Genomic DNA, 25,699 nt, shown 5'->3' on the forward strand with positions numbered 1-25,699 from the left:
CCAATGAAGACCTCACCGCGGGCCAAGCAGGCCAACGACTTCACTTCTTCGCCGGAGCACCACTGGCCCAGGATGAAAATGAGCATCCCGTACCTGCTCGCCGGCCTGATCGTGCTGGCATTGGGCGCGCTGATGATCCTCAACGACATCCCCGCGCCTGGCAGCTTCAACAATGAGACGAAGAGGATCGGCTTTCAGTGGATGCCCGCCATCTGTGGCGCAGTCACTCTGTGGTTCGGCGGCTTCGGTGTGCTCGCTGCGTGGATGGGCGCGAGGCGCGAGGGCAGCGATGCCCTCGACCTCGCGTTCGCCCCGGACGGGATCATCGTGCGCAGTGGCCACGAGATCGCCTGGACGTCCATCGCGAGCGTCACAAACGTCAAGTACCGCTACTCGGCCAAATTCCTGCCCGTGTGGAAGATTGTCGGCCTGAACCGCGCGTTTGATGTCTACCTCAACGAGCCCCTGGACATCCCGCAGCTCAGGACGAAAAAAGGGAGGCCGTACGTGAATGTCACGCTTCTGAGGTATCCGGCCGCCGACTACGAGCTCCTCTTCGAGCGGTTCGTCTACCAGTTCAATCGCCGGGGGATCCCGGTAAGCAATGAGCAGAGGCAGAGGTGACGTGGTCCGACTCTTGTGCGAGGCATACACAGCAGCCCTGGGTGGTCGATCGTCAAGGGCGTGACAGAGTCAGGGGAGCGACTACGCAAAACCATTCGTCACGGTGATGCGCAGGTAGGTGGCGCAGGAGCTCATCGGGGCGTTGCTCGGGGAGGGATTGGTTGTGCACGACTGGTGTTCGGACGTGAGGTGAGGTGTCGATTCGTCGCGCAGCCAGACGTTGGTTTGTGTGGCGACGCGGTTGAATTTAGGTTCAACGTGTAGTTCCGTGCCGGTTTAGACTGTAAGAAATGCCCGGAATGCTTTTGCATCCCGGGCATTTCTGCGCTCAAAGGTGCGGTGTGTACAACCAATGGCCAAGAGAGGCATGGATTTGTGGCGACCCTAGCCCTGGTCGGAATGGCCCACCGATATTTGACTTGGGTAGGCAATTGTTAGCCAAACAGGAATTAGTCAGTGCAGCGTCGTCCGGGTTGGCGGCAGGTGAGGAACCTGAGTTGGATTCGCACGAGAGCCGGTCGGCATCGATGAGCCGCAGCAGCCGGTGACAGCTCGGATCAATCTGGTCTTCAACGCAGGGGCACGGATATACCCGTCTGCGCACTAACCCCTCGCCGCGGGTTCTCAGGGAGTCGCACTCGGGGCAACGGAATGGCTAAGGGTCGAGGACCAACGCTGTGAGTGAGGTTGCCCTGAATCGGAAGACCGTCGACTTTGGATTTCGCACCAACCTCTGGCCACGCGAACTGGTGGGAGCCGTCCATGTGGTCTGGCGTTTCTACACGAACGCTCCCGCTTGATTCGGCTCCTTCGATGGGCCTGTTGGCACTCACGCGCGGTCACCTCGAATTCGGCTTGATCGAAGACGTAGGCTACGTCTCTTTCGTTTTCATTTTCTTGTCGACCGGAATGCGCCTGCGTTCGAACTCGTCGATGACCCACTCATAGAGGGGCTTGTAGTCGACGGCGGGATAACGAAAAACGTTGATCTTCAGCTGCGGTACGCCGTCCTTTGTTTTGAGTCTCGGAATGTCCAAGGGCTCGTTGAGATGGACCACGAAAGCGCAATTCAGATCAGCCCGATCCCACATGGCCTGGATTGAGGCACGGTTGTAATACTGCATGCTGGTGACATGGGAAATGGAATCCCAGGGGATCTCGTAACCTCCCCGCACAGTGAGCCCTTTTGCAGAAATCTTCAGGTCAATCGCGTTCTCTCGCTTGCGTACTGTGCCCTTCAATCCAATTACAAACCCGATGCAGCCGAAGATGATGCAGATTCCGCCAGTCACCATCGGCAAACCGCTGACCCTGATCTGTGAAAGGTAACTCGGCGTGCCGGGAAGGTCAATGGTGGCCAGGTACAGGCCGGGCAAGAACATGAGAAGGCCGAAAAGGAGGTTTTTGAAGCTTCTATCTAGCACGGGCCAGTAGTGCGGACTAGAACTGATGAAGTCTCTGATGGCGTATTTTCCAGATCTTACGTTCTTCAAGGAGTAAGGTTCTCGCTTCCTTTAGTGCCGCGCTACCCAGCTCCGCGGCTGCATATTTAGCGGCGGGCTGGCGCACCCGTATCGTCGGCGGCGACACCCCTCCTGCCTATTGTTGCAGGATCCGTCACAGCTGGCCTGATAGGTGCCGGTCACGAGGTCGTCAGACACCCCACGAACTTGATCGTGCGGTCACTCACGCCTGCGCGCGCTCTGAACCGATCCCGCTGCAGCGTACTTCTCCAGTCCCACTCCGGGATGCCGCGCAGTTCAGAGGTTGATTTGCACCGGAATGTGGTGGAGTTCCGCTTCAACGTCTAGGTCCTGACATTCATGCAACCTTTTGTCATGGCCGCCAAGAACACGTGTTCTTGGCGGCCATCGCTTTTTTCGAGTGGTTGCCAAGTCGAAACGATGCCGTAGCTAGAGGACGACTCAACGTGACACGGACTGCAAAGCCAATGGCCGCAATCCCCTTAGAACAGCGGCCAGGGGACCGCTGGCATCTCACCGCTTGGAGCAGGGAACTGCCCTGCCGAGCGCAACCGGGCGCAGCGCGCGGCGAGGGATGCGATTTCTTCGGTGCTGAGCAAGTCCGTTAGGTTTTGGCCTAGTTCACCATGCAGTCCTTCGCTGACACGATCCAGGCCGTCTTCTTCCTCGGCGGTCAAGGCGTCCCCTAGCCACCCCCACAGCACCGTGCGCAGCTTGTGGTCACGGTGAAAAGTGAGCCCGTGGTCCACTCCGTGCCGGTGTCCGTCAGCCATGGACAGGATGTGGTCGCCCTTGCGGTCGGCGTTGTTGACGACGACGTCGAACACCGCCATGCGCCTGAGTGCCGGCGAGTCTTCATGGACGAGGGCAACCATCCGTCCGTTCTCATCCCGTCCCTCGAGAACGTGTTTCCAGCCAGTTTCCGGCACCTGGTCCGCCGCGATCAGGTCCACGGCGTTTTGGACGGGATCCTGCTCTTGCCAGAGCTGCACCATTCCTTCGCCCAGCGGACCATCGCGCAGCCAGGTGTGGGGCACCACGCCCCAGCCGAGGGCCTGCGAGACCAGATAGGCGGCCACCTCCCGGTGGGCCAGCGTTCCCTGGGGAAAATCCCACAGCGGACTTTCGCCGGCTATCGGCTTATAGACGACCACCACGTCGCCGATGTTGCCAAGAAATGTAGCATTTGAAGCCGTCGTGATACGGCCGGTGAGAGTCAGCGCAGCGGCCACTAGGTCCGGCGTTGGCATCAGACCTCGGGAAGGGTGCAGGTGTGTCCGCCAGCGTCCACGGGATAACCGCAGAGCGGGCACATCGGACGCCCGGCACCCACGATCTCACGGGTGCGCTTGGCGAATGCGCGGGCGGTGCCGACAGGTATTCGCACGCGCAGCATCTCGGGCTCATTAGCCCCGTCCTCATCAAGCGATCCGTCGTTGTCATCATCATCTGTGATGGGGTGGGCTTCAATGACGATCTGGGCCGTGGTTGGGTCCCACCCCAAGCTCATGATCCCAGTGCGAAACTGCTCCTGGACGGCCTCGAGCGGGTCATTGTCGACAAGTTCAATGGGAGTGCCCGTGGGAATGCTGAAGGGATTGCTCTGGACGGTGATGAGCTCGTCGAGAATTTCGTCGATCTTCTCCGCGAGTAGAGCCGACTGCTGCTTCTCCAGGGCAATACTCACAACTTGCTTCCCTGCGCGCACCTGCAGGTAGAACGTGCGCGCCCCCGGAAGACCAAGGGTGCCAATGACGACCCGATCAGGCCAGGAAAACTCGTGAACACGTGTAGGCATGTCAATATTCTAGGCCCAGGAGGTTCATGGCGCCTTTTGACCTGCGCCGCCACCCACCGGCGCATCGTCGGAGTGGATGCCGTTAGACAGCCACGACAGATCACCCCCGTCCGTGTTGCTCGCGTAGACGCTCGGCCGACTGGGGCCGTAGCGCACGATCGATATGGAGGCGGGGCCCACGTTGATCCGCTGGAACAGGTCAAGGTGCATGCCGAGGGCGTCAGCGAGGATTGACTTGATGATGTCACCGTGACTCACTGCCGCCCACACGGCCCCTGGCCCGTGCTCGGATTCGAATGCTGCATCGTGGCGTCGAATCGCTGCCACTGACCGGGCCTGCATCGCGGCCATGGATTCGCCGCCCGGAAAGACGACGGAGGACGGTTGCGACTGGACAACGGGCCACAAATCCTCGGTCGTGAGGTCACTGAGCATGCGGCCCTGCCACTGGCCGTAATCGCACTCGGTGAGGTCGGGATCAATGGGCGCGTACGGCGCGCCAGTCTGGCGATCGAGGATGAGCTGGGCGGTCTGCAGACAACGCTCAAGGGGGCTCGAGACAACCCCGACTAAGGGCACGGGCGCGAGCCGTTCTCCGGCAAGGGCTGCCTGGTCCCGCCCAATCTGGTCCAAGCTGACTCCGACAGCCCGACCCGCCAGCAGTCCAGTGGCATTGGCTGTGGAGCGGCCGTGCCGCACGAGAATAACTGTCGCCATGCACCCAGCCTAACCACCCGCCGTCGACGAACCCAGCCCAGAAGCCGAGTGTCACCAACCTTATGGCGAATTAGAGCTAACCAGTTCAGATGGACCCCCTTGATCTGCCATCCATCAGATCATGGGCACATTGACCGGGCAGGGTCGTGGGACGGATGCTTTAGACATGAAACTCCTCGAGTTCGATAGCGTCTCCTTGGCGGTCGACGAGTTCGGCGACAAGGGTTCCCCGCCGGTCTTGCTCATCGCCGGAGCCACCCAATCCATGGACTGGTGGACCCCGGACTTCTGTCAGCTCCTCGCTGCGGAAGGACTGTACGTTATTCGGTACGACCAGCGGGATACCGGGGCGTCGACAATAAGCCCGCCGGGCAGACCGGACTACGTGGGCAGTGACCTGGCAAACGATCCTCTACGGATCCTTGATGCGCTCGGCATCGACGCGGCACATCTCGTTGGTCTGTCGATGGGTGGCGGTATAGCGCAGTACCTCGGTGCCACCGAGCCGCTACGTGTTCGAACGCTCACGCTCATCGAGTCGTCACCGATCGGAGGTGACTCGGGCGAGCTGCCGCTCCCAGACTTGAGCCTGGGAGCGGCGGAGAGCGAGCTCCCTGTGGTGAGCAACTGGAACGACGCCTCGACTGTCATTGATTACCGGGTCGAAGCCGAGCGCCCATATAGGGGGTCGTTCGGCTTTGATGAAGACCGTATCCGTGCAATCGCCACTATTGAGTTTGGCCGCACGAAGAACATTGAATCCTCGATGATCAATCACTTCCTCGTTGCAGGCGACACCGAGGTGGACCCGTCGACGATCACGATGCCGACTCTTGTCATCCACAGTGACTCGGACCCGTTATTTGCGCTGCCCCACGGCGAGGCACTCGCCCACATGATTCCCCACGCCGCTTTGCTGCGTATTCATGGCATGGGGCACGAGGCACCGCCGCCGAAGGTGTGGGATGTCGTCGTACCTGCGCTTGTCGACCACATGCGGGGATATCGCGAGACGGCCACATCCGGAGCCGCAGGCTCCGATGAGTGAGAATAACGCGGCACCTGACGTGCCCGCCTGGCTGACGGATACCCGGACTTCGTACGACGTCGATGCCTCCGGTTACGCAGAAAAGGTCCAAGGGCTGCTCGAAGCTCATCCGCACCTGCGGGCACACTTGGACGTGTTCGTGGAACTCGTCCAGCGCGACGGAGGCGGGCGGGTGGCCGACGTAGGTTGCGGCCCCGGATATGTCACGCGATACCTTCAGGATTCAGGTACCGAAGCGTTCGGGATCGACCTCTCACCCGCGATGGTCGCTATCGCCCAGCGTACCTACCCAGATCTGCACTTTGAGGTGGGGACGATGACGAACCTCGATCTGGCCGCTCACTCCGTCGCCGGCATCGTCGCCTTCTGGTCCACGATCCACATTCCTGACCACGCCATGGCCGGTGTGATCGAAGAGGTTCATCGTGTCCTGCGGCCCGGCGGTCACGTCCTCGTCGGTTTCCACGTCGGGGACAGTACTGAGCACGCCTCCAGTGGATACACGGGCCAACCGATCAGCGTCGATACACACCGTCGACAGGCCAGCAAGATCTCTGACTGGTTGCGAGAAGCCAACTTCCAGATCGAGTCCGAGTCCGTCTTCCGGCCAGACGACATTGTTCCGGGTGGGATAGTTCTCGCCCGGAGACGTAGGTGAGCATTTTTCTGCCCACCCGTCGTGCATCCCTCGGGTGATGGCAAGCGTGTCGACGCAACAGAACAAATTCGAAACCGACGGACCTGGGCGGTCCACAAATACACCGCGAAAGTGACCGAACTGCAGTGCCCAGAACGTCCCGCCTTCGTCCAGTCGGTTGATGCCGGCACGGAGTCTGAACTCACTGAATCTCGGCATGATGCATGCGGGATTCGGAGCGTTCATCTTGCCTGGTTGCTCACCATCCTCACACACGATGAGCGACCACGATTCCGACGAGTTAGCTTGCAGCTTTGCGGATGTGCTCCGCGATCTTCTTTTCAGTCTCGGGCGTCAACGCCAGCACGGCGAACGAGGTTACCCACAGGTCGCCGTCATCGAGCTTTGCGGACTCCTCGAATCCCAGGGTGGCGTAACGAGAGGTGAACTTCGAGGCGGCCTTGAAGAACACGACCACTTTCCCGTCCTCGTCGGCATACGAAGGGAACCCGTACCAGGTCTTGGGAACAAGATGCGGAGCGACTTCGGAAACGATCCTGTCGATACCTTCGGCGAGAACCCGGTCCTCATCCGGTAACGCGGCGATCGCTTCACGAACTGCCTGCTCACCTGCGGCGCGGTTTTTCCCGGCTTTTTCCTGTGCACGCAGCTCCGAAGCGCGCTGTTTGACAGCATCGCGTTCTTCCTTGGACAGCCCGGCGTTCTTCTCAGCCATGTGATTCTCCTAAGTTCCAGTGCGGCAACCATTGCCGCTTGGGAATCACACTACGGCCACCCATCGCGGCCCGCTTCTTGAATCCTGCTCGAATACTTTCTGCGCCTGGCCTGCTTGATCCTGCTGGCTAGACGGTAAGGCGTTAGTTGGCTAAGAAACGCGGTGGAGTTCCGGGTTAACGTCTAAGACTCCTAGAAAACGCTCTTGAGATTCCCACCTGAGGAGCGTTTTCTTGTATCCCGGCAATGAGGGCGGAGTCTAATGCCAGCCGGCTGTCGTCCAAAACCATTGCAGTTGGAAATCACTCTGGGCTAGGGTTCAAGTGATTCCAGATGGCAGTCAAACAGGGAGATCTTATGGCTCGGACGCGGGTACACAGCCTGTTCGTTTCCTCAGATGGATATGCTGCAGGTGACTATGTGACGCTCGAAAAGCCGATCGGTGAAGCCGGGGCGCTCTTCGGCAAGTTCGACGGACGCGTCATCCACGGCATCCATGGAGTGGACGACCCTGTGACCGTGGATCGGGCCATGTTCAGCATGTGGGGCCAGGGCATCGGGGCGGAGATTATGGGCCGGCGTAAGTTTGGTCCGCAGTCGGGCGAATGGCCCGACGACGGCTGGGAAGGATGGTGGGGAGACGCACCGCCCTTCCTTACCCCGGTGTTCATCCTGACTCACTATCCTCGTAAGGCGCTCGAGTTCACCAACGGCACCAGCTTCCACTTCATAGATGCGTCGCCGGAGAAAGCACTTCGGCTGGCGCAGGAAGCGGCTGGCGGGCTGGACGTTCGGATTGGCGGCGGGCCATCGACAGTGAGCGAATTCCTGCAGGCTGATCTCGTCGACTTCCTGCATGTGGTGATCGTTCCGATCGTGCTCGGCTCCGGTGTCCGGATCTGGGATCAGTTGGCTGGCTTGGAAGACCGATTCAGTGTTGAATCCATCAGCACGTCAAGTGGTCTCACGCATCAGCTGTGGAACAGGACCGGCCGCGTGTGAAAGCTTCACGCCGTCGCTAAGAGGGCCCCGTTCAGGATGGCCAACTGAAATTGCCGTCCTTGCCGTAGGAATCCCGGCGCGCCGCGTACGCCAGGGCAGCATGCTCCCGTGCGTCGTCACCGATCAGCACCCGCAGCGGGCGATCAGCGCCAGAGAGGTGCGCGACAAGCAGCTCAGCCGCCAAGGCCGGGTCGGCGTCCGTCACCGGTGAATCAGGATCGACGGCGGGCCAGGGGATCTCCGCGGTACCAAACACGGCTGTGCGGAGATCGTCATACTCCGGTTTCGGGGCTGCGAACCTCATGCTCGGACCGGCCCAGTCTGTCGCGAAACCGCCAAGCTGGGCGATAGTCACATGGATCCCAAACTGGGCGACCTCGGTTGACAGTGCCTCGCTGAAACCTTCGAGGGCCCACTTACCGGCGTTGTACAGTCCAAACGTCGGCATCGAGCCGATGGCGCCGACCGTCGATATCTGAACGATGTCGCCACCACCGCGTGCCCGCAGGTGCGGGATCGCCGCCTGGGAGACCCACATTGCGCCGAACAGATTAAGGTCGAGATGTTCGCGGGCCGCCCGCTCGGCAACCTCTTCGATGGCTCCGACAAAACCGGCGCCGGCGTTGTTGATGACCACGTCGAGGCCGCCGAAGATGCTCTCTGCGTGATCCACGGCGACGGTGACTGCGGTTGCATCGCGGACATCGAGGAGGATTTCCCGTGCCGAGTTCGGGTGGTTGGCCAGGAGATCCGACATGGCTCCGGGGCGGCGGACAGTTCCGACGACGCGATCTCCTAGTTCCAGGGCGGCCAGCGCAAATTCCCGGCCGAGACCGCGTCCAGCACCGGTGATGAACCAGGTTCGAGAAGTGCGTGGTGATTCAGTCATGGCAAGATTCCCTCCAGTGAAACGCTCCTTCCTCGTTAGGCTAACAAGCGAACAAATTTAGTTTCAAGACAGATCGGCTCCTCTCCCGCTCCTGAGGGTATGAGTTACGTTGTCCTTCAAATCATGCTCAAGGAGAAGATGTGGGGAACAGGGTCGGGAAATCTCACTGAACTGGAGAAGGCCATAAATGGGCAGGCTGCTCTCGGCTCACGTCGTCTGCGCAAGCTGCTGGATCAGCGCAGTTGGAGCTCGATGAGCGGGTGATCCGCGAAAATCTCAAGTATGAGCTCGAAGTACGTCTTCCCGAGTCCGCTCCACAAGGAGTCAAGATCAGACTGGATACGTTGCTGGTTGAAGGAATTCGATTGTGACAACTTGTTGTGCAGCCACCGCTGGGTCTCATCGAATCCGAGCGCGTCACGGCTGTGTGCATGGTCGGTCCAAATGAACGTAGCAGGATCACCGTCGCGGATCTCTGTCTCTACCCGGTAGAGGATGTCGTTGAACCCATCTAGGCTGGACCCGAGACGCCAGTCCTCGTCCGTCATCAGCTCTCGGTTGAGCTGCTCGTACAGATCGGAGATGCAGTGCACCTCGGCACCTTGGATTCGGTACAGCTTCATGGTTCGGCGTCCTTCCCCTTATTTGTTCATGACAATAGGCCACGAAAAGGACTTGCGGCTTTTGCCACTCGGAAAGTCCGCCCCGCATTCCTGAGGGCTGTATCCTGACCAAAACGTTTGCTGGAGCGGTCGAGAGGAAGCCCTTTGCCCATTCGTGTACCCGATCCGTTAATTCCGGTGTTCCTTAAAGCGACCCGGGCGAACCGGCCTTTTGTCAGCGAGGCTGGCGCACACCAGCGCATTCTTGAGCGCACATTGCGGCCGGCGTCCTATGGGCCGCCGGGGCGCCTGCGCGGTGTGAGGGTGGAACGCCGGGTGCCGAACCCGCTTGGGTGGCCCGTCTATGACGTGAAGCCTGAGGATGGGGGCCATGCATCGGTGGTCGTGTATGTCCACGGCGGCGGCTGGGTCAACGAGATGTCCTTGCCGCACTGGCGCTTGATGGCCCGTATTGCTCGCGAATCAGGCCAGCGCGTGGTGGCGCCCATCTATCCTCTCGTGCCCTTCGGCACCGCGCGTCTGGTGCGGGACGGGGTCGTCGAACTTGTCCGGGCAGAACTTGAAGCCGGCAACGAGGTGCGGCTGGCCGGGGACTCGGCCGGTGGCCAGATCGCGCTCTCGGTGGCGCTGGGACTTCGCGATCGAGGGATCATCCTTTCCTCCACGGTCCTGCTCTCGCCTGCTTTGGATCTCTCATGGAAGAACCCGCGGATCGACGCAGTGCAGCCTAGCGACCCATGGCTGGGACGGCCCGGAGGGCGTGTGCTTGCGGAGGCCTGGCGAGGTCCCGACCCAATTGAGGACCCCGTGGTCAGCCCACTGTTCGGTGACATGTCCGGGCTTGGCCCACTGACCATCCTCACGGGCACGCGCGACGTCCTGAACCCTGATGCGCAGATCCTGCGGGACAAGGCGGGCACCGCAGGTGTTCAGGTGGCGTGGCACGAGGCCGAAGGGCAACTACACGTTTACGCACTTCTGCCCACCGAGACAGGCGAGCAGGGGACGCGAACTATTGTGGAAAGCCTGCAGCCTTCGAACGGGATGCTCGGCGCCTCCATGTGAGGCGTCACCCCAGGGGCGAAGCCTAGCGCGCCGGGGTCCAGCCTAGGGCAGGACCCAGCTTGGTGGCGATATCGGTGAGGATCTGGACATAGTCTTCATGGTCAAAACTGAAAGGCAGGGCGAAGGCAACCTCATCAACCTCCTGGAAGCCTGCGTGTGCATATAGCTGCTCGGCAATCTGATCGCTGGACCCGATGAGATCACGGGCAAACAGCATCCGCCGGGGCCCTTGCGGTGTGAGGGTTCGAGGTGTGCGCTCATCAACGTACCGCTGGTACTTTTCGCGTTGTTTCGGTGTGGCCGAATCCGTAGGGATCACCACCAAGCCTTGTGAAACCCTGGCGTTGCCCTGATGTCCCGCGGCCGCCGCGGCTTCACGGAAAGCACGGATCTGCGCCTGCTGGATGCTCGCGAACTCCGGCACTTGATCTGCTTCGGGGAAGATCACGCTGCTGGAGAGCAGATTGAAGCCGTTGTCCCCTGCCCAGATGGCAGATTTTGCGCTGGCGGCCCCGTACCAAAGACGTTGCCGCAGCCCGGCGGAGTACGGCTCCACGCGGTTGGAAAACTCCTCAACGACGCCCTGTTTGCCCGAAAACTCCCGAACAGCTTCTCCCGCAATCAAACGGGCCAAGCGGTCCACGCGTGCGTAGCTGAAGTCTTCCTGCTCGGCAGAGTCCGGGTACAACTGGTGCTTCACGGTGTCGAAGTGCATTGGTTCGCCTACGCTCAGCCCCGGATTGATTCGCCCGCCAGCCAGCAGATCCACCGTGGCCAGATCCTCAGCCAGGCGCAGAGGGTTTTCCCACCCCACAGGTGTCACCGCGGTGCCCAGCTCGATCCGGGAGGTGCGCTGGCTGGCCGCGGCCATGACCGCAATGGGGGAGGAGATGCCGAACTGCAGGTGGCGGTGCCGCAGCCAAGCACTGTCAAAACCAAGCTGTTCGCCCAACTCAATGACTTGCAGGGTCGATTCGTGGCCTGCGGCCGGATTCGCCGGATCGAACAGGCCAATGGTGAGGAATCCGAGTTTGCGCAACGGCTTTGAGGAGAGGGGCATGAGCTACTTTCTCGAATTGGGTGGCAACTGTTCCCCATACTAGGGGCGGCTGGTAACTAGGCAGCCGGAATGGGACGGGACGTTACTTTCGAAGTCCTCGAAGGAATAAAACAAGCCCTCAGGTGCAGCGGTGAGTCCAGCAGAAAATGCGCTGTGGCCCCGGAGGCACGGTCTAGGATGATTTCTGCCTGGCTTTTTCATTTGAGCGCCAAAGAAGCTTTTCTGACGGTGCGTGAATCAGTGCCGGTCACAGGCGCATTGACTACACCAACCGCAACACCTCAAGGAGCGCACCATGTCTGTTGGCTTGCTCGCCATCGTTGATGACATCCTGACCGCCGCATTGAAAGCGTCTGCCAAATCCGCTGGCGTGGTGATTGATGACGCCGCCGTCACCCCGCAGTATGTTGCAGGCCTGACTCCCGCCCGCGAACTTCCGGTGGTGGCCAAGATCGCCCGCGGCTCGCTCATCAACAAATTTGCCATCATCATCCCGTTGGCCCTGCTGCTGACCGCGTTTGCACCATGGGTGCTTCCGTACCTGCTGATTATTGGCGGTGTCTACCTCTGCTTCGAGGGTGCCGAGAAGGTGACCGAATGGTTTGGCCACGTCCATGCCCACAAGGAAGAGGGCGCTCGCGATGAGAAGGCGCTCGTTGCTGGTGCCGTCCGTACTGACCTGATTCTTTCCACCGAGATCATGCTCATCTCACTGTCCAACCTTGACCCGGAAATGGGCTTCTGGATGCGGCTCGGTGCCCTCGTGGTGATCGCGTTGGTGATGACGGCGCTGGTCTATGGCGCGGTTGCGCTGTTGGTAAAGCTCGACGACGTCGGCGTCAAGATGGAGGGCAGCGACAAAAGCAACACACGCAGAATCGGCACGGGAATTGTCCGTTCCATGCCAGCCGTGTTCCGCGTCATCAGCATTATCGGCACCGTGGCCATGCTCTGGGTTGGTGGCCACCTGGCCATCCTCAACCTGGGTGAGGTCGGGTGGCACTGGCCCGCAGACCTGCTGCACACGGTAGAACACGCGCTGGAGCCGCTGGGTGCCGTCATCACCTGGTTCGGCGATACCTTGGTTTCGGCGGTGGCTGGACTGCTGATTGGCCTGGCCGCCGTCGGCGTCATGCTCTTGGTCCAAAGGTCCGGCCCCAGCGGGACCACGTAGAGGCCTAGCTCGCCAGGGCCGCGTTTTCGGCCTCCGTCAACGCCCGCAAAATACAGAATTCGTTGCCTTCCGGATCTGCCATGACCACCCATGTGACGTCACTGCCTTGGCCGATATCAACCCGCGTGGCACCGAGGGCTTCCAAACGGGCAACCTCCGCAACTTGGTCAGCGGGGCGCAGATCAAGATGCAAGCGGTTTTTGACGGCCTTGGTTTCTGGGACGCGAAGGAACAAGATGTCTGGAAGAACCCCGGCCTCCGGGCTGCCCGGGGTTGGTTGCACAGCGATTTCATCATCGTCGCCGTCTTCGTCAATCTGCCAGCCCAGGGCCTGCGCCCAAAACTGCGCCGTTTCAAACGGGGACGTGGAATCAATGGAAATGTTCTCGATGCGAAATGTCATGCCGTCATTCTGCCGTCTGAGGATCGGTTGCCGCTAGAGGCGGGGGTTCAGAGTCCCTCAAAGAGATCATGCAGAAGTGGCTGCCCGGCGCCGCGCGGCGGCCAGACCATGACCGCCGGCTCACGGGAGACCACACGTTCCCAGCGGCGCACAGTTGAGCTTGGATCGATCAGGACGTCACGCTGGCTGCGGTGTTCAAGCAGTCCGGCAACAATGCGTGAACTTACCGTTGAGGTGTCGACCTCAATGTCGATCTGGTCGTCGGGGACAGGGCGGAGGTGGTATTCCATCGTGGGATCCCACCCTGGCAGTCCGGCCCGTCGGCGTGCCACATTCCAGCGTTCAAAGGTGGAGGTGCGCAGTGCCCCATGGACCAGCCGGCGAAGGCCCGGTCCGGGTGTGTGCCGGGCCCGCTCAAACGCCTCGTCGGTGGCGCGGCCAATCATGATGTGGTCGCGGTGCCCCGTGATCCCGTCCGGCCCAAAGGTGGCCACCACCTGGGGCCGCTCGGTCAGCAGGATGTCCAACACGCGCCGCACCAATTCCTCGAATCCCACCTGAGGCAACCGCCCGTCGTCGTAGCCGAGCCATTCGTGGCGGACCGGGATTGTTCCGTGCGCACGCCACGCATTGGCGCTCTCCACCCGGCGGTAGGCGCCCAGCGTTTCGGGGGTGGCCGGGACCCCGGCGGAAATCTGTCCCGCGGCACCATCAGTGGCCAGTACCAAAACAAAGCGGAACCCCGGATCGTGCTCATGCAGGGCGATCGATCCGGCGCACCCATAGGCATCGTCGTCGGGATGGGCGACGATGACCGCGATGGAATGCGGTTCATTCATGGGCACATTTTAGTCCCAAGTGCTGCCACACAGTAGGGGCCCAGGGCCAGAACTAGCCACCCGATCGCGTGCAACACAACAAGACGGCAGCACTGTCGTCGTGATGAGTGCATGTGCAATGGTTTACACATGGAATCCATACTTGAGCGCACCCCTGAGATACCCGACACCCGCACCGGTCCGCCGTTCATGGCGGGGGAGCGGGAGTCGCTGGAGGCGTGGTTGGAGTTTTACCGTTTCACCTTGCCCATCAAAGTTGGCGGACTCACTCCGGAGCAGCTTTGCAGGCGGGCCGTACCGCCCTCGAAGCTGACGGTGGTGGGAATTGTCCGGCACCTGTCCGACGTCGAACGGTATTGGTTTTCCAATGTGGTCGCCGGGAGCACCGAGCCTGCGCGCTACAAGGCGGAGGATCCTGACGCGGACTTCAACGGCATCACCGAATCCTGCGCCTTGGCAGATATTGCCGCCTATGGGGACGAGCTTGTCCATGTCCGTGAGCTGGCAGCAGTGGTCGATGATCTGGATGCTCCCTTGCCGGGGCTCCGGCGTGGACAAGAAGTGAATCTGCGCTGGGTATACACGCACATGATCGAGGAATACGCCCGCCACTTGGGGCATCTGGACCTGCTGCGCGAATGCGTTGACGGCACCGCCGGATACTAACGCACCCCGCCGGAGGGCACCCCGCCGCCCGGTAAGCGGTACAGGCAACGCCCAAACTGCTGCGGTACGCTAACAAGCAGGCTAATTCCCGGGATTGGCGCATGCCCATGACTTCCCGGACGGACCATATTGAAGCGAAAAACCTGGAGGTGAAATGCGGCCCGGACGCATTTCCAAAGTACTGGCAGCGGCCGCAGTCGTGGCACTATCCCTGGCAGCGTGCACACCCACGCCGCCAGCGCCCACCGAGACCACGGCAGTTCCAACGGCTGTGGATGGCGGGAACCTCACGGTTCTGGAGAGCGAGCCCTTCACCTCGTTTAACCCCACGAGCGTCACTGGCAATTCGCTGACGAACTCCCGTATTTCCTCCGCTACTCACTCAGGGTTCAGCTCCGTGGACAGTGCCTTGAACATCGTCAAGAACGAGCAGTTTGGCAAGTATGAAAAGGTCAAGGACGATCCTCTGACCATCAAATACACCATCAACAGCGGCGTGCAATGGTCCGACGGCGCGCCCGTGACGGCCGATGACCTCTTCCTGGAATGGGCCGCCGCCTCGGGCTATTTCAACGATGCCACCCTGGATGCGAAATTCGCCGTCAAGAGCGGTACAGCCTACTTCCACTCGGCGGGGGACAACTCGGGGCTGGCCCGCACCGCAATTCCTGTGATCAGTGACGACCGCGCCTCCCTGACGCTGAGCTACACGTCTCAATTCTCGGATTGGGAGACCGCCCTCGGCTCCACCGTCAGCGTCCCGGCCCATATTGTGGCCGTGCGCGCCGGGCTCAAGGACGCCGAATCACTCACAACGCTGCTCAAAAGCATGGAAAAGGGGGACCCTGCCAAACCCGCCGCGGTCAACCCGACGCTACGGAAGGTGGCGGATTTCTGGAACACCGGCTTCGACACCAAGGGCATGCCTGACCCGACCCTGGCTCTGTCCAACGGGCCCTTCCTGGTCAATGGCATCACCGCGGACAAAGAACTCATCCTTACCCGAAACCTCGATTACACATGGGGAGCCGCCCCCAAGCTGGACACCCTCACGGTCCATTACGAGAATGATCCGGACAAGCAGGTCGCGGCACTTGAAGATCAAACGGCGGACGTGATCTCTCCCGCCGTCACCGCGGAACGGATAGCTGCGCTCACGGCGTTGCAGGACAAGGGCGTTGCCCTGCAGCAGGGGCAGGGGCTCGGTTTCGACCAGGTGGTGCTGAACTTCAAGGGTGTTCTTGCCGATCCGAATCTGCGAAGCGCATTCCTCCACACCGTGCCCCGCCAGGAGATCGTGGATCAGGTGGCCAAGCCCCTTGATCCCAAGGCCGAGGTTCTGAACTCCTTCGTGTTCCGCCCCGCACAAATTCCCTACAAGGAATCTGCCAGAAGCAATGGCGTTGACACCTACTCGGTCCCTGCCGTGGATGCCACCGCAACGCCGGCGCCCGATCAGGCCAAGGAACTGCTCGACGGCGCCAAGCCCACCGTGCGCATCCTCTACAATTCTGGCGATCCGGAGCGCGTCAAGGAGTACTCCTTGATTGCCGCCGCAGCCACGAAGGCCGGGTTTGTTGTTACAGATGCTGGCAAGGGCGCCGATCAGTGGCTCGATTCACTCAAGGACGGAGCCTTTGACGTTGCCCTCTACGGGTGGACCAGCAACCCCACCGGTTCCGTCCAGGTGCCACAAGTCTTTAGGACGGGTGGCATTTCCAACTTGAACAACTTCTCCAATACCGTGGTGGATCAGCTCACGGAGCAGCTTGCGCTCAACCCTGACATGGCGAAGCAAAACGCTCTAAAGATGCAGATCGATCGGCTCGTCATTGAAGCAGGCTACGGTTTGCCGCTCTTTCAACGCACGGCCCTGAGCGCCAGCGGCCAGCACGCCACGGGAGTGGCCTACTCGCCATTGGCCCTGGGGCCGTGGCAAAGCGTTGCCCAGTGGGCTTACGTCAAATAACCAGCCGGAGAGCGCCCAGGAGTCAGATTTTTATGAACGACGGCGGCAGGTGAGTTTCATCACGAAACTTGGCTGTCGCCGTCGTACCGATGGGGCGAAAATCCGCCCCATCGGCGGGGTTGGGCGCCTCAACGGTGCGCTAGGTGGCAAAAAATCTGGCAATCATGGGATAAAGTGGCTAGGCCGTATTTGTCAGTACGACTAGAATGGTGTTATCTGCCGATTCTTCACGGCCAATCATCAATGTGACTTTCTGCTTTAGCCCTACCGGGCCTGCAGCCGGGCCCAACTGAAACGAGTCTTAACGCATGAGCGATCTTTCCCTCAATACTGCCTCGCGCAATGACCTGCGCAACGTCGCCATTGTGGCGCACGTTGACCATGGAAAGACGACCCTGGTCGACGCCATGCTCCAGCAGACGCACGCATTCGCCGCTCACGGTGACGTTACTGAGCGCGTCATGGACTCCGGTGACCTGGAGCGCGAAAAGGGCATCACCATTCTGGCCAAGAACACGACCGTTGCTTACAACGGCCCCTCGGCCAATGGTCTGGCCATGACCATCAACGTCATCGACACCCCCGGCCACGCCGACTTCGGTGGCGAAGTTGAGCGCGGTCTGTCCATGGTTGACGGAGTTGTTCTTCTCGTTGACGCTTCTGAAGGCCCGCTGCCGCAGACCCGCTTCGTGCTGCGTAAGGCACTGGCTGCAAAGCTCCCCGTAATCCTTTTGGTCAACAAGACCGACCGTCCCGATGCTCGCATCGACGAGGTTGTTGCTGAGTCCATGGACCTGCTCCTGGGCCTCGCCTCCGACATGGCTGACGAAGTTCCGGACCTGGACCTCGACGCCGTTCTGAACGTTCCGGTTGTTTACGCATCCGGCAGGCTGGGCCGCGCCTCCACCGTGCAGCCCGAGAACGGTGCCGCACCGGACAACGAAGACCTTGAGCCGCTGTTCAAGGTCATCATGGACCACATCCCGGCCCCCACCTACAACCCGGAAGGTGTCCTGCAGGCGCACGTCACCAACCTGGATGCTTCACCGTTCCTGGGCCGTCTGGCTCTGCTGCGTATCTTCAACGGCACCCTGCACAAGGGCCAGACCGTTGCCTGGTGCCGCCAGGATGGCACGGTTAAGTCTGTCAAGATCACCGAACTCCTCGCCACCAAGGCATTGACCCGTGTTCCGGCCGAGTCCGCTGGCCCCGGTGAAATCGTTGCTGTTGCAGGTATCGAAGACATCACCATTGGTGAAACCCTGACCGACGTTGACAACCCGCAGCCGTTGCCGCTGATCACGGTTGACCCGCCGGCCATCTCCATGACCATTGGTATTAACACGTCCCCGATCGCCGGCCGCGTCAAGGGCCACAAGGTCACCGCCCGCCAGGTCAAGGATCGCCTTGACAAGGAACTCGTCGGTAACGTTTCCTTGAACGTTCTCCCGACCGAGCGTCCCGACGCCTGGGAAGTACAGGGCCGTGGCGAATTGGCTCTGTCCATCCTCGTTGAGCAGATGCGTCGTGAAGGCTTCGAACTGACCGTTGGCAAGCCGCAGGTTGTTACCAAGCTGGTTGACGGCAAGGTTCACGAGCCGATGGAACACATGACCATCGACGTCCCCGAAGAGTACTTGGGTGGCGTAACCCAGCTCCTGGCAGCTCGCAAGGGCCGTATGACCAACATGGCCAACCACGGTACCGGCTGGTGCCGCATGGAATTCGTCGTTCCTGCCCGTGGCCTGATCGGTTTCCGTACCCGCTTCATGACCGACACCCGCGGTGCCGGTATCGCAGCCTCCATCTCTGAAGGCTACGAGCCGTGGGCCGGCCCGATCGAATACCGCACCAACGGTTCAATCGTGGCTGACCGCTCCGGTGTCGTCACCCCGTTTGCGATGATCAAGCTCCAGGAACGCATGAACTTCTTCGTGCAGCCCACCTCCGAGGTATACGAGGGCATGATCGTTGGCGAGAACTCACGCGCCGATGACATGGACGTGAACATCACGAAGGAAAAGCAGCTCACCAACATGCGTGCAGCTTCCTCGGACACCTTCGAGAACATGACGCCGCCGCGCAACCTCACCTTGGAAGAGTCACTTGAATTCGCTCGCGAAGACGAGTGTGTTGAGGTTACCCCTGAGGCAGTTCGTATCCGTAAGTTGATCCTCAACGCCGGAGACCGCGCCAAGCAGTACCGCTCACGCGCCAAGAACTAATTGGTTCAACAAAAGCCCGCCCCAGCATCTGCTGGGGCGGGCTTTTGTGGTTAAGGTCTCATCTCTATAAAGATCTTCCCAGAATGTGGGCTTGTTTACTTGCAGGTAACATATTGCCGATAGGCTCATCGAGTATGAGTTGAAACACTACCCGCCCAACAAGGAGCCGGGAAGTATGGGGTTTTTGCTCGCGTCCATATCATAAACAAGGAGGCGGAATGCGTTTCTCACGCACTTCCAAAGCATTGGGCCTGGCGGCAGTTGTTGCCCTGTCCCTGTCCGCATGTGGTGGCGGTACCGGTGGCGACACCACTGCAACCGGCGACACAACCAAGGTCATCACCGCTAACGGCACAGAGCCGGAAAACGGCCTGTTGCCCGCTGACACCAACGAAGTTGGTGGCGGTCGCGTCATGGACCTCATCTTCAGTGGCTTGGTCAGCTACGACGCAGATGGCAAGCCCGTCAACGAAGTTGCCGATTCCATCGAATCAAGCGATTCCACCAACTACACCATCAAGTTGAAGGCCGGCAAGACCTTCAGCGATGGCACCCCCGTCACGGCCAAGAGCTTCGTTGACGCGTGGAACTTCGGTGCAGCCGCTAAGAACGCACAGAAAAACTCCTACTTCTTCGAGTCCATCAAGGGTTACGACAAGGTTTCTGCAGAAGGTTCCACCGAGGCCGCCATGGAGGGCTTGAAGGTTGTCGATGACACCACCTTCACCGTCCAGCTTTCTCAAGCCGAGTCTGACTTCCCGCTGCGCCTTGGCTACACCGCGTTCTTCCCGCTGCCCGAGTCGGCTTTCGCGGACCCGAAGGCGTTCGGCCAGAACCCGGTAGGCAACGGCCCGTATGTCATCGCTGCCGATGGTTGGAAGCACGATGTTTCCATCGCCCTGGTCCCGAATGAGAAGTACGACGGCCCGAGCAAGGCACAGAACGGTGGCGTGACCTTCACGCTCTACGCTTCCTTCGATGCCGCTTACACCGATGTTCAGTCTGACAACTTGGACGTTTTGGATCAGGTGCCGCCGAGCAACCTGCAGAACTTCCAGACAGACTTCGAAGGCCGCTTCATCAACCAGGCTTACGCTGGCAACGCCACCATGACGATCCCGAGCTACATGCCCGAGTTCCAGGGTGAAGCCGGACAGCTGCGTCGCCAGGCAATATCCATGGCCATCGATCGTCAGCAGATCATCGACAAGATCTTCTACGGCAACAAGAAGATCGCCACCGAATTCACCTCACCGGTCATCGACGGCTATGAAGCCGCCCTCCCCGGTTCCGAGGTTCTCAAGTTCGACGCCACCAAGGCCAAGGAACTCTGGGCAAAGGCTGACGCCATCAGCCCGTGGCCGGCCGACAAGGTCTTCACCGTCTCCTCGAACATCGATGGTGCCGGCAACAAGGAATACATCACGGCCATGGCCAACCAGATTGCCACCAACCTGGGCATTAAGGCTGAGCTTAACCCGATCGCCACCTTCAAGCAGATGCGTGAACTGGTCAACTCCAAGAAGCTCACCGGTGCATCACGCGCCGGTTGGCAGGCTGACTACCCGTCGCTCTACAACTTCCTGGGCCCGCTGTACGGCACCGGTGCAGGTTCCAACGACGGTGACTACTCCAGCGCTGAATTCGACGCAAAGCTGAAGGCCGGCCTTGCAGCAACCAGCGTTGAAGAAGGCAACAAGCTCTTCAACGAAGCTCAGGAAATCCTCCTCAAGGACCTGCCGGTTGTGCCCCTGTGGTACCAGGCAGTTCAGGGTGTATGGAGCAACAACGTCACCAACGTGAAGTTTGGTTGGAACGGCGTGCCGATCTACAGCGAGATTACCGCTAAGTAAGTAGTTCTTCTTACTGCCGTGGATTTATAGGGGGAACCCGGCCAACGAGCCGGGTTCCCTCTTTTTTCGCGGGTTACACAAGTTTTTTGCTATATTCCGTACAGACAACTGCGGTGGATCCCGTCAGCTGAATGTACCGACAACTATTGAACAGGTAATTTCATGAACGCATTGCGATCGGGAGCCTGGCGAAAGGGGACACCACAATGGTGATGTTCGCTTTCCGCCGCTTCCTGCAGCTGATACCCGTATTCTTCGGGGCCACGCTGTTGGTTTACTTTTTGGTCTTCGCCACCCCTGGAGACCCCATTTCCGCCTTGTCGGGCGGCAAGCCGATGGCCCCCGCCGTCGAAGCCGCGCTCAGGGCCCAGTACAACCTGGACCAACCTTTTTGGGTCCAGTACGGTTTGTACCTTAAAAACTTGGTCACCTTGAACCTCGGCCAAACCTTCTCAGGCCAGGAAGTCTCGGCAGTTATTGCCCGGGCCTACCCTGTAACGGCCCGCCTGGCCATCATGGCCCTGGCCATTGAAGCGATCTTTGGCGTGTTCTTCGGAGTTATTGCCGGCCTGCGCAAGGGCAAGCTCTTCGACAGCACCGTTTTGGTTGCGTCTTTGGTTGTCATCGCCGTCCCCACCTTCGTTCTAGGCTTCGTGCTGCAGCTGGTCGTTGGCGTTAAGCTCGGTTGGGCTCGCCCCACCGTCAGCGGTGGTGCGCCGTGGAACGAACTTCTACTGCCCGCCATTGTTCTTGGTTTGGTGTCGCTGGCCTACGTTATTCGACTCACCCGTACCTCCATCGCCGAGAACATGAACGCCGATTATGTGCGCACCGCAACGGCTAAAGGCCTGAGTCGGCGCCGCGTAGTTGTCGTGCATATTTTGCGCAACTCACTGATCCCCGTGATCACCTTCCTCGGCGCCGACCTGGGTGCCCTGATGGGTGGCGCTATTGTCACCGAGGGAATTTTCAACGTTCCCGGCGTGGGCAACCTGCTGTACAAGGCTATTTTGAAGGGCGAGAGTGCAACCGTTGTTGCCGTCGTCAGCATCTTGGTCATTGTGTTCGTGGTAGCCAACCTCGTCGTTGACTTGTTGTACGCGTGGCTCGACCCAAGGATTCGTTATGTCTGAGAACCTCACACCCAAAAATGACCTGACCAAGCCGGCGACCCCGGCTGCCCGTCAGGGAAAAGTCTCCACGCGTGTTATCGAGCACTATGTGGCACCCCTGGAAGAAACACCGCTGGCTGCGGTCGACAAGGTCGATGTAACAGCCGCACCGTTGAGCCTTTGGGCTGATGCTTGGAAGAACCTGCGCAAGCAGCCGTTGTTCATCATCTCGGCTCTCTTGATTGTCCTTGTTGTTGTTGTGGCAGTCTTCCCCCAGCTGTTCTCCAGCGTTGCGCCCACCAGCTGCACTCTCGACAACTCAGGCGAGGGAGCACGTTCCGGTCACCCGCTGGGCTTCACGCTGCAGGGCTGTGACGTTTACGCACGCATGATCTACGGAACTCGCGCATCCTTGATGGTGGGTATCTTCACCACCATTGGCGTTGTTGTCATCGGTGGCATCATGGGTGCACTCGCTGGATACTACGGTGGCTGGCTCGATGCGATCCTGGCCCGCTTGGGCGATATCTTCTTCGCTCTGCCGCTGATCCTCGGTGCCATCATCATCATGCAGCTGCCGGCATTCCGCGACAACCGCAGCGTTTGGACGGTTATCGTGACACTCATTGCCTTTGGCTGGCCGCAGATCGCCCGCATCACCCGTGGTGCCGTGATTGAAAACCGCAACGCCGACTACGTCACGGCCTCCAAGGCATTGGGCTTGTCCTCGTTCCGCGCTTTGGTAAAGCACGTCATTCCCAACTCCATGGCTCCGGTTATTGTTGTTGCGAGCATTTCCTTGGGTACGTTCATCGTGGCCGAGGCGACCTTGTCCTTCCTGGGCTTGGGCCTGCCTCAGTCCGTTATGTCCTGGGGCAATGACATCTCTGCAGCTCAGCCGCAGGTTCGCAACAACCCGGCCGTATTGCTCTGGCCCGCTGTGGCGCTGTCCATCACCGTCTTGAGCTTCATCATGCTCGGTGATGCACTCCGTGATGCGCTGGATCCCAAAGCAAGGAAGCGGTAACGGCCATGTCATTTAATGAAAGAAACACCTCCATGAATGCCGCCGCAAGGGATGCCAATGTTCCGTTGTTGGAAATCCGAGATCTGGCAATCACCTTTGACACCGCCAACGGGCCGGTCAACGCGGTGCGCAATGCGCACCTGACCATCATGCCCGGTGAAACGGTTGCCATTGTGGGCGAATCCGGTTCCGGTAAATCCACCACCGCACTGTCAGCGATTGGCCTGCTTCCGTCCAACGGACGGGTCAGCGGCGGACAGATCATTTTCGACGGCGAGGACATCACCCACGCCGGCGAAAAGCGCATCATTGAGTTGCGCGGCAACTCAATCGGCATGGTTCCACAGGACCCCATGTCCAACCTGAACCCGGTCTGGAAGATCGGTTTCCAGGTCCAGGAAACACTCAAGGCAAATGGCCTGGCCGGTTCGAACTCCAAGGAGCGCGTTGCGGAGGTGCTGGCGGAAGCAGGTTTGCCCGATGCGGCAGCCCGTGCCAAGCAGTACCCCCACGAGTTCTCCGGCGGTATGCGCCAGCGTGCGTTGATCGCCATTGGTTTGGCATGCCGTCCCCGCCTGCTGATTGCCGATGAGCCCACGTCTGCACTGGATGTCACCGTCCAGCGCCAGATTCTGGACCACTTGGACACCATGACGACCGAGCTGGGCACCGCGGTGCTGCTCATTACGCACGATCTTGGCCTCGCAGCCGAGCGTGCCGAAAAGGTTGTTGTTATGTACAAGGGGCAGGTGGTTGAATCGGGTCCCGCACTGGAGATCCTGCGCAACCCCCAGCACCCGTACACGCAGCGTCTTGTAAACTCGGCGCCGTCGTTGGCTTCTCGTCGCTTGCAGTCCGCCAAGTCCAAGGAGGCGGCAACGGTTGTCACTGAACCGGCACAGGTTTTGGTGCCGAAACCTGTGGCAGCCGACGCTGGCGATAACATCTTGGAAATCAAGAACCTGACAAAGGTCTTCAAGATCCGCGGAGCATTGGGCAAAGCCAATGCCTTCAAGGCAGTGGATAACGTGTCCTTGAACGTTCCCCGCGGCACCACAACCGCGGTTGTGGGCGAGTCCGGTTCCGGCAAGTCCACGGTGGCGCAGATGGCGTTGAGCCTGTTGGCGCCAACCGAAGGCAACATCACGTTCGACGGCGTGGACGTCACCACCCTCAAGGGCCGTGCACTGTTCGATTTCCGCCGCCGCGTGCAGCCGATCTTCCAGGATCCCTATGGTTCCCTGGATCCGATGTTCAACATCTTCCGCACCATTGAAGAGCCGTTGAAGATCCACAAGATTGGTGATGCCAAATCCCGCGAGAAGAAGGTGCGCGAGTTGTTGGACCAGGTTTCCATGCCTGCAGCCACCATGCATCGCTACCCGAACGAGCTCTCCGGTGGCCAGCGTCAGCGCATCGCCATTGCGCGGGCACTGGCACTGAACCCGGACCTGATCATTTGTGATGAGGCCGTCTCGGCTCTGGACGTCCTGGTTCAGGCTCAGGTTCTGAACCTGCTGGCTGAACTTCAGGAAGACCTGGGCCTGACGTACTTGTTCATCACGCATGACCTGGCCGTGGTTCGCCAAATTGCGGACACCGTGTGCGTCATGCAGAAGGGCCGTGTTGTCGAGTCGGGCACCACCGATGAGATTTTCGCGAACCCCACGCAGGCCTACACCCAGGACCTGCTCAACGCCATCCCGGGCGCCACGCTCCTGGCCTAAGGCAATTCCGCAGCGGCACTAGCACTACCAAAGCTGGCGCATCCGAAAGAAACTTTCTTCCGGATGCGCCAGCTTTTTGCGATTGTGCCCGTAAGGGGTTAACCGGAGTGCTGCGGAGGCGGCTGGGGCTCTGCGCTTCGCTGCGGGTAGATTGGAGGCATGGAAACACCTGCTTTGCTGCCCGGCACCGCTCCTGGGGACACGATGCTCTTCGTGCACGCCCACCCGGATGATGAAACCATCGTCACCGGCGCCACGATGGCGGCCTCGGCGTCGGCTGGAGCCAACGTTGTTCTCGTGACGTGTACGCGCGGCGAGTTGGGTGAGGTTATCCCTGCCGAACTAGCCCACCTAGAGGTGAAAACTGCAGACGTTGCTGCCAACGATGGAGCGGCACTGGGAGCAGGGCTGGCGTTTGAACGCGAACGTGAATTGGCCGCTGCCCTGAGCGAATTGGGCGTGGACAGGCACATCTGGCTGGGCCAGGATCTGACGGCACCGTCTGGCGGCCCCGTTGTCTTCCGCGATTCGGGGATGCAGTGGGGACCCGATGGCCGCGCCATGGCTGCCTCAACAATTCTGCCCGGCTCCTTCTCCCGGGCCGGGCTGCCGGAAACCGCCGCCCTGTTGGCCGCAGCCATCCGCGCATTGCGCCCCACCGTGGTAGTTACGTACGCTGCCGACGGCGGCTACGGCCACCCCGATCACGTGTGGACCCATCGGCTCACCATGGCCGCTCTGCGCCAGGCGGCCGAACCCCCAGCCATGGACGCTTGGCGTGTGCCGTACCTTTACTCGATCGTCAGCGACCGGCCGGAACGCCCACTCGAGGCTGGAATGCCGCGGCTGGCCATCGAGGGGGACCTGGCCGCCAAGACAGCCGCCATGCAAGCCCACCGGACTCAAATCACCGTCGATGGTGCCCGGTATGCACTCTCAGATGATGTCTGGAAGGACATCTCGGCCGTAGAAGAGTTTGTTGCCCTTGATCTCGATGCTGTTTACGGAACGCCATGACTGCA

General features: G+C 60.3%; 24 protein-coding genes. 14 read left to right on the forward strand and 10 right to left on the reverse strand.

Features of this window, described 5'->3' with window-relative positions; all coding sequences use genetic code 11:
• The first annotated feature begins 3 nt into the window (after nt 1-3).
• Nucleotides 4-624: a hypothetical protein gene (locus BLV41_RS19045; RefSeq protein ID WP_139244397.1), complete on the forward strand. Its 621-nt coding sequence runs from the start codon at nt 4-6 to the stop codon at nt 622-624.
• 872 nt (nt 625-1,496) lie between these two features.
• Here the strand turns inward: BLV41_RS19045 and BLV41_RS19050 are convergent.
• From BLV41_RS19050 to BLV41_RS19065, 4 genes are all read right to left on the reverse strand, one after another.
• Nucleotides 1,497-2,117 (reverse strand): hypothetical protein, encoded by a 621-nt coding sequence (locus BLV41_RS19050; RefSeq protein WP_139244399.1) that lies wholly within the window; start codon nt 2,115-2,117, stop codon nt 1,497-1,499.
• A 473-nt stretch (nt 2,118-2,590) separates the two neighbouring features.
• On the reverse strand, nt 2,591-3,358 hold the full coding sequence (locus tag BLV41_RS19055) for an SCO1664 family protein (protein WP_074712950.1): 768 nt from the start codon (nt 3,356-3,358) through the stop codon (nt 2,591-2,593).
• Nucleotides 3,358-3,906 (reverse strand): DUF3090 domain-containing protein, encoded by a 549-nt coding sequence (locus tag BLV41_RS19060; RefSeq protein ID WP_074712951.1) that lies wholly within the window; start codon nt 3,904-3,906, stop codon nt 3,358-3,360. The genes BLV41_RS19055 and BLV41_RS19060 overlap by 1 nt, the downstream gene beginning before the upstream one ends.
• 24 nt (nt 3,907-3,930) lie before the next feature.
• Nucleotides 3,931-4,623, reverse strand: coding sequence for a histidine phosphatase family protein (locus BLV41_RS19065; RefSeq protein ID WP_074712952.1), 693 nt, complete (start codon nt 4,621-4,623; stop codon nt 3,931-3,933).
• Nucleotides 4,624-4,789: 166 nt separating this feature from the next.
• Here BLV41_RS19065 and BLV41_RS19070 point away from each other — a divergent pair, with 166 nt between their 5' ends.
• Both BLV41_RS19070 and BLV41_RS19075 read left to right on the forward strand, forming a co-directional pair.
• Complete coding sequence (locus BLV41_RS19070; protein WP_074713447.1) at nt 4,790-5,671, forward strand: alpha/beta fold hydrolase; 882 nt, start codon at nt 4,790-4,792, stop codon at nt 5,669-5,671.
• On the forward strand, nt 5,664-6,329 hold the full coding sequence (locus BLV41_RS19075; protein WP_074712953.1) for a class I SAM-dependent methyltransferase: 666 nt from the start codon (nt 5,664-5,666) through the stop codon (nt 6,327-6,329). Before BLV41_RS19070 ends, BLV41_RS19075 begins: the two co-directional genes overlap by 8 nt.
• A 280-nt stretch (nt 6,330-6,609) precedes the next feature.
• Here BLV41_RS19075 and BLV41_RS19080 read toward each other — a convergent pair whose 3' ends face one another.
• Entirely contained in the window at nt 6,610-7,044 is a 435-nt protein-coding gene (locus tag BLV41_RS19080) for a hypothetical protein (RefSeq protein WP_074712954.1), read from the reverse strand.
• A gap of 356 nt (nt 7,045-7,400) precedes the next feature.
• On the opposite strand from BLV41_RS19080, the gene BLV41_RS19085 reads away from it, so the two are divergent.
• Entirely contained in the window at nt 7,401-8,045 is a 645-nt protein-coding gene (locus tag BLV41_RS19085; RefSeq protein WP_074713448.1) for a dihydrofolate reductase family protein, read from the forward strand.
• 31 nt (nt 8,046-8,076) lie between these two features.
• On the opposite strand, the gene BLV41_RS19090 is transcribed toward BLV41_RS19085, so the two are convergent.
• Both BLV41_RS19090 and BLV41_RS19095 read right to left on the reverse strand, forming a co-directional pair.
• Nucleotides 8,077-8,934 carry an SDR family NAD(P)-dependent oxidoreductase gene (locus BLV41_RS19090; RefSeq protein WP_074712955.1) on the reverse strand — a complete coding sequence of 286 codons (858 nt, stop codon included), beginning with the start codon at nt 8,932-8,934 and terminating at the stop codon, nt 8,077-8,079.
• 233 nt (nt 8,935-9,167) lie between these two features.
• Nucleotides 9,168-9,557: a barstar family protein gene (locus tag BLV41_RS19095; RefSeq protein WP_074712956.1), complete on the reverse strand. Its 390-nt coding sequence runs from the start codon at nt 9,555-9,557 to the stop codon at nt 9,168-9,170.
• 144 nt (nt 9,558-9,701) lie between these two features.
• Here BLV41_RS19095 and BLV41_RS19100 point away from each other — a divergent pair, with 144 nt between their 5' ends.
• On the forward strand, nt 9,702-10,622 hold the full coding sequence (locus tag BLV41_RS19100; RefSeq protein ID WP_074712957.1) for an alpha/beta hydrolase fold domain-containing protein: 921 nt from the start codon (nt 9,702-9,704) through the stop codon (nt 10,620-10,622).
• 22 nt (nt 10,623-10,644) lie between these two features.
• On the opposite strand, the gene BLV41_RS19105 is transcribed toward BLV41_RS19100, so the two are convergent.
• Nucleotides 10,645-11,682 carry an LLM class flavin-dependent oxidoreductase gene (locus tag BLV41_RS19105; protein ID WP_074712958.1) on the reverse strand — a complete coding sequence of 346 codons (1,038 nt, stop codon included), beginning with the start codon at nt 11,680-11,682 and terminating at the stop codon, nt 10,645-10,647.
• A gap of 295 nt (nt 11,683-11,977) precedes the next feature.
• On the opposite strand from BLV41_RS19105, the gene BLV41_RS19110 reads away from it, so the two are divergent.
• Nucleotides 11,978-12,856, forward strand: coding sequence for a DUF808 domain-containing protein (locus tag BLV41_RS19110; protein WP_074712959.1), 879 nt, complete (start codon nt 11,978-11,980; stop codon nt 12,854-12,856).
• 4 nt (nt 12,857-12,860) lie between these two features.
• Here the strand turns inward: BLV41_RS19110 and BLV41_RS19115 are convergent, their stop codons facing one another.
• Together BLV41_RS19115 and BLV41_RS19120 are read right to left on the reverse strand one after the other, a co-directional pair.
• A complete protein-coding gene (locus BLV41_RS19115; protein WP_044578182.1) occupies nt 12,861-13,259 on the reverse strand; it encodes a VOC family protein in 399 nt (132 codons plus the stop codon).
• A gap of 47 nt (nt 13,260-13,306) precedes the next feature.
• Entirely contained in the window at nt 13,307-14,098 is a 792-nt protein-coding gene (locus BLV41_RS19120) for a PIG-L deacetylase family protein (protein ID WP_074712960.1), read from the reverse strand.
• A 129-nt stretch (nt 14,099-14,227) separates the two neighbouring features.
• Between BLV41_RS19120 and BLV41_RS19125 the strand changes: the two genes are divergently transcribed.
• The 8 genes from BLV41_RS19125 (at nt 14,228) to BLV41_RS19160 (ending at nt 25,694) form a co-directional block, all read left to right on the forward strand.
• Nucleotides 14,228-14,764 (forward strand): DinB family protein, encoded by a 537-nt coding sequence (locus BLV41_RS19125; RefSeq protein WP_139244401.1) that lies wholly within the window; start codon nt 14,228-14,230, stop codon nt 14,762-14,764.
• Between the two features lie 154 nt (nt 14,765-14,918).
• Entirely contained in the window at nt 14,919-16,733 is a 1,815-nt protein-coding gene (locus tag BLV41_RS19130) for an ABC transporter substrate-binding protein (protein ID WP_074712961.1), read from the forward strand.
• A gap of 308 nt (nt 16,734-17,041) precedes the next feature.
• Nucleotides 17,042-18,958 (forward strand): translational GTPase TypA, encoded by a 1,917-nt coding sequence (gene typA / locus BLV41_RS19135; protein ID WP_074712962.1) that lies wholly within the window; start codon nt 17,042-17,044, stop codon nt 18,956-18,958.
• Between the two features lie 218 nt (nt 18,959-19,176).
• A complete protein-coding gene (locus BLV41_RS19140; protein WP_074712963.1) occupies nt 19,177-20,811 on the forward strand; it encodes a peptide ABC transporter substrate-binding protein in 1,635 nt (544 codons plus the stop codon).
• A gap of 206 nt (nt 20,812-21,017) precedes the next feature.
• Entirely contained in the window at nt 21,018-21,944 is a 927-nt protein-coding gene (locus tag BLV41_RS19145) for an ABC transporter permease (RefSeq protein WP_044572562.1), read from the forward strand.
• Nucleotides 21,937-22,950, forward strand: coding sequence for an ABC transporter permease (locus BLV41_RS19150; protein WP_083360875.1), 1,014 nt, complete (start codon nt 21,937-21,939; stop codon nt 22,948-22,950). The genes BLV41_RS19145 and BLV41_RS19150 overlap by 8 nt, the downstream gene beginning before the upstream one ends.
• A gap of 5 nt (nt 22,951-22,955) precedes the next feature.
• Nucleotides 22,956-24,677, forward strand: a complete 1,722-nt coding sequence (locus tag BLV41_RS19155) for an ABC transporter ATP-binding protein (protein WP_044572560.1) — start codon at nt 22,956-22,958, stop codon at nt 24,675-24,677.
• Nucleotides 24,678-24,836: 159 nt separating this feature from the next.
• Entirely contained in the window at nt 24,837-25,694 is an 858-nt protein-coding gene (locus BLV41_RS19160) for a PIG-L family deacetylase (RefSeq protein WP_074712964.1), read from the forward strand.
• The last annotated feature ends 5 nt before the right edge of the window (nt 25,695-25,699 follow it).

Origin of the sequence: Arthrobacter alpinus, assembly GCF_900105965.1 — a bacterium.
Lineage (GTDB): Bacteria > Actinomycetota > Actinomycetes > Actinomycetales > Micrococcaceae > Specibacter > Specibacter alpinus.

Excerpts from the sequence above, each read along its gene's own strand:
- BLV41_RS19045 (WP_139244397.1), top strand. The coding sequence starts at position 4 with ATGAAGACCTCACCGCGGGCCAAGCAGGCCAACGACTTCACTTCTTCG.
- BLV41_RS19055 (WP_074712950.1), bottom strand. The coding sequence starts at position 3,358 with ATGCCAACGCCGGACCTAGTGGCCGCTGCGCTGACTCTCACCGGCCGT.
- BLV41_RS19060 (WP_074712951.1), bottom strand. The coding sequence starts at position 3,906 with ATGCCTACACGTGTTCACGAGTTTTCCTGGCCTGATCGGGTCGTCATT.
- BLV41_RS19065 (WP_074712952.1), bottom strand. The coding sequence starts at position 4,623 with ATGGCGACAGTTATTCTCGTGCGGCACGGCCGCTCCACAGCCAATGCC.
- BLV41_RS19070 (WP_074713447.1), top strand. The coding sequence starts at position 4,790 with ATGAAACTCCTCGAGTTCGATAGCGTCTCCTTGGCGGTCGACGAGTTC.
- BLV41_RS19075 (WP_074712953.1), top strand. The coding sequence starts at position 5,664 with ATGAGTGAGAATAACGCGGCACCTGACGTGCCCGCCTGGCTGACGGAT.
- BLV41_RS19080 (WP_074712954.1), bottom strand. The coding sequence starts at position 7,044 with ATGGCTGAGAAGAACGCCGGGCTGTCCAAGGAAGAACGCGATGCTGTC.
- BLV41_RS19085 (WP_074713448.1), top strand. The coding sequence starts at position 7,401 with ATGGCTCGGACGCGGGTACACAGCCTGTTCGTTTCCTCAGATGGATAT.
- BLV41_RS19090 (WP_074712955.1), bottom strand. The coding sequence starts at position 8,934 with ATGACTGAATCACCACGCACTTCTCGAACCTGGTTCATCACCGGTGCT.
- BLV41_RS19095 (WP_074712956.1), bottom strand. The coding sequence starts at position 9,557 with ATGAAGCTGTACCGAATCCAAGGTGCCGAGGTGCACTGCATCTCCGAT.
- BLV41_RS19105 (WP_074712958.1), bottom strand. The coding sequence starts at position 11,682 with ATGCCCCTCTCCTCAAAGCCGTTGCGCAAACTCGGATTCCTCACCATT.
- BLV41_RS19110 (WP_074712959.1), top strand. The coding sequence starts at position 11,978 with ATGTCTGTTGGCTTGCTCGCCATCGTTGATGACATCCTGACCGCCGCA.
- BLV41_RS19115 (WP_044578182.1), bottom strand. The coding sequence starts at position 13,259 with ATGACATTTCGCATCGAGAACATTTCCATTGATTCCACGTCCCCGTTT.
- BLV41_RS19120 (WP_074712960.1), bottom strand. The coding sequence starts at position 14,098 with ATGAATGAACCGCATTCCATCGCGGTCATCGTCGCCCATCCCGACGAC.
- BLV41_RS19125 (WP_139244401.1), top strand. The coding sequence starts at position 14,228 with ATGGAATCCATACTTGAGCGCACCCCTGAGATACCCGACACCCGCACC.
- BLV41_RS19130 (WP_074712961.1), top strand. The coding sequence starts at position 14,919 with ATGCGGCCCGGACGCATTTCCAAAGTACTGGCAGCGGCCGCAGTCGTG.
- typA (WP_074712962.1), top strand. The coding sequence starts at position 17,042 with ATGAGCGATCTTTCCCTCAATACTGCCTCGCGCAATGACCTGCGCAAC.
- BLV41_RS19140 (WP_074712963.1), top strand. The coding sequence starts at position 19,177 with ATGCGTTTCTCACGCACTTCCAAAGCATTGGGCCTGGCGGCAGTTGTT.
- BLV41_RS19145 (WP_044572562.1), top strand. The coding sequence starts at position 21,018 with ATGGTGATGTTCGCTTTCCGCCGCTTCCTGCAGCTGATACCCGTATTC.
- BLV41_RS19150 (WP_083360875.1), top strand. The coding sequence starts at position 21,937 with ATGTCTGAGAACCTCACACCCAAAAATGACCTGACCAAGCCGGCGACC.
- BLV41_RS19155 (WP_044572560.1), top strand. The coding sequence starts at position 22,956 with ATGTCATTTAATGAAAGAAACACCTCCATGAATGCCGCCGCAAGGGAT.
- BLV41_RS19160 (WP_074712964.1), top strand. The coding sequence starts at position 24,837 with ATGGAAACACCTGCTTTGCTGCCCGGCACCGCTCCTGGGGACACGATG.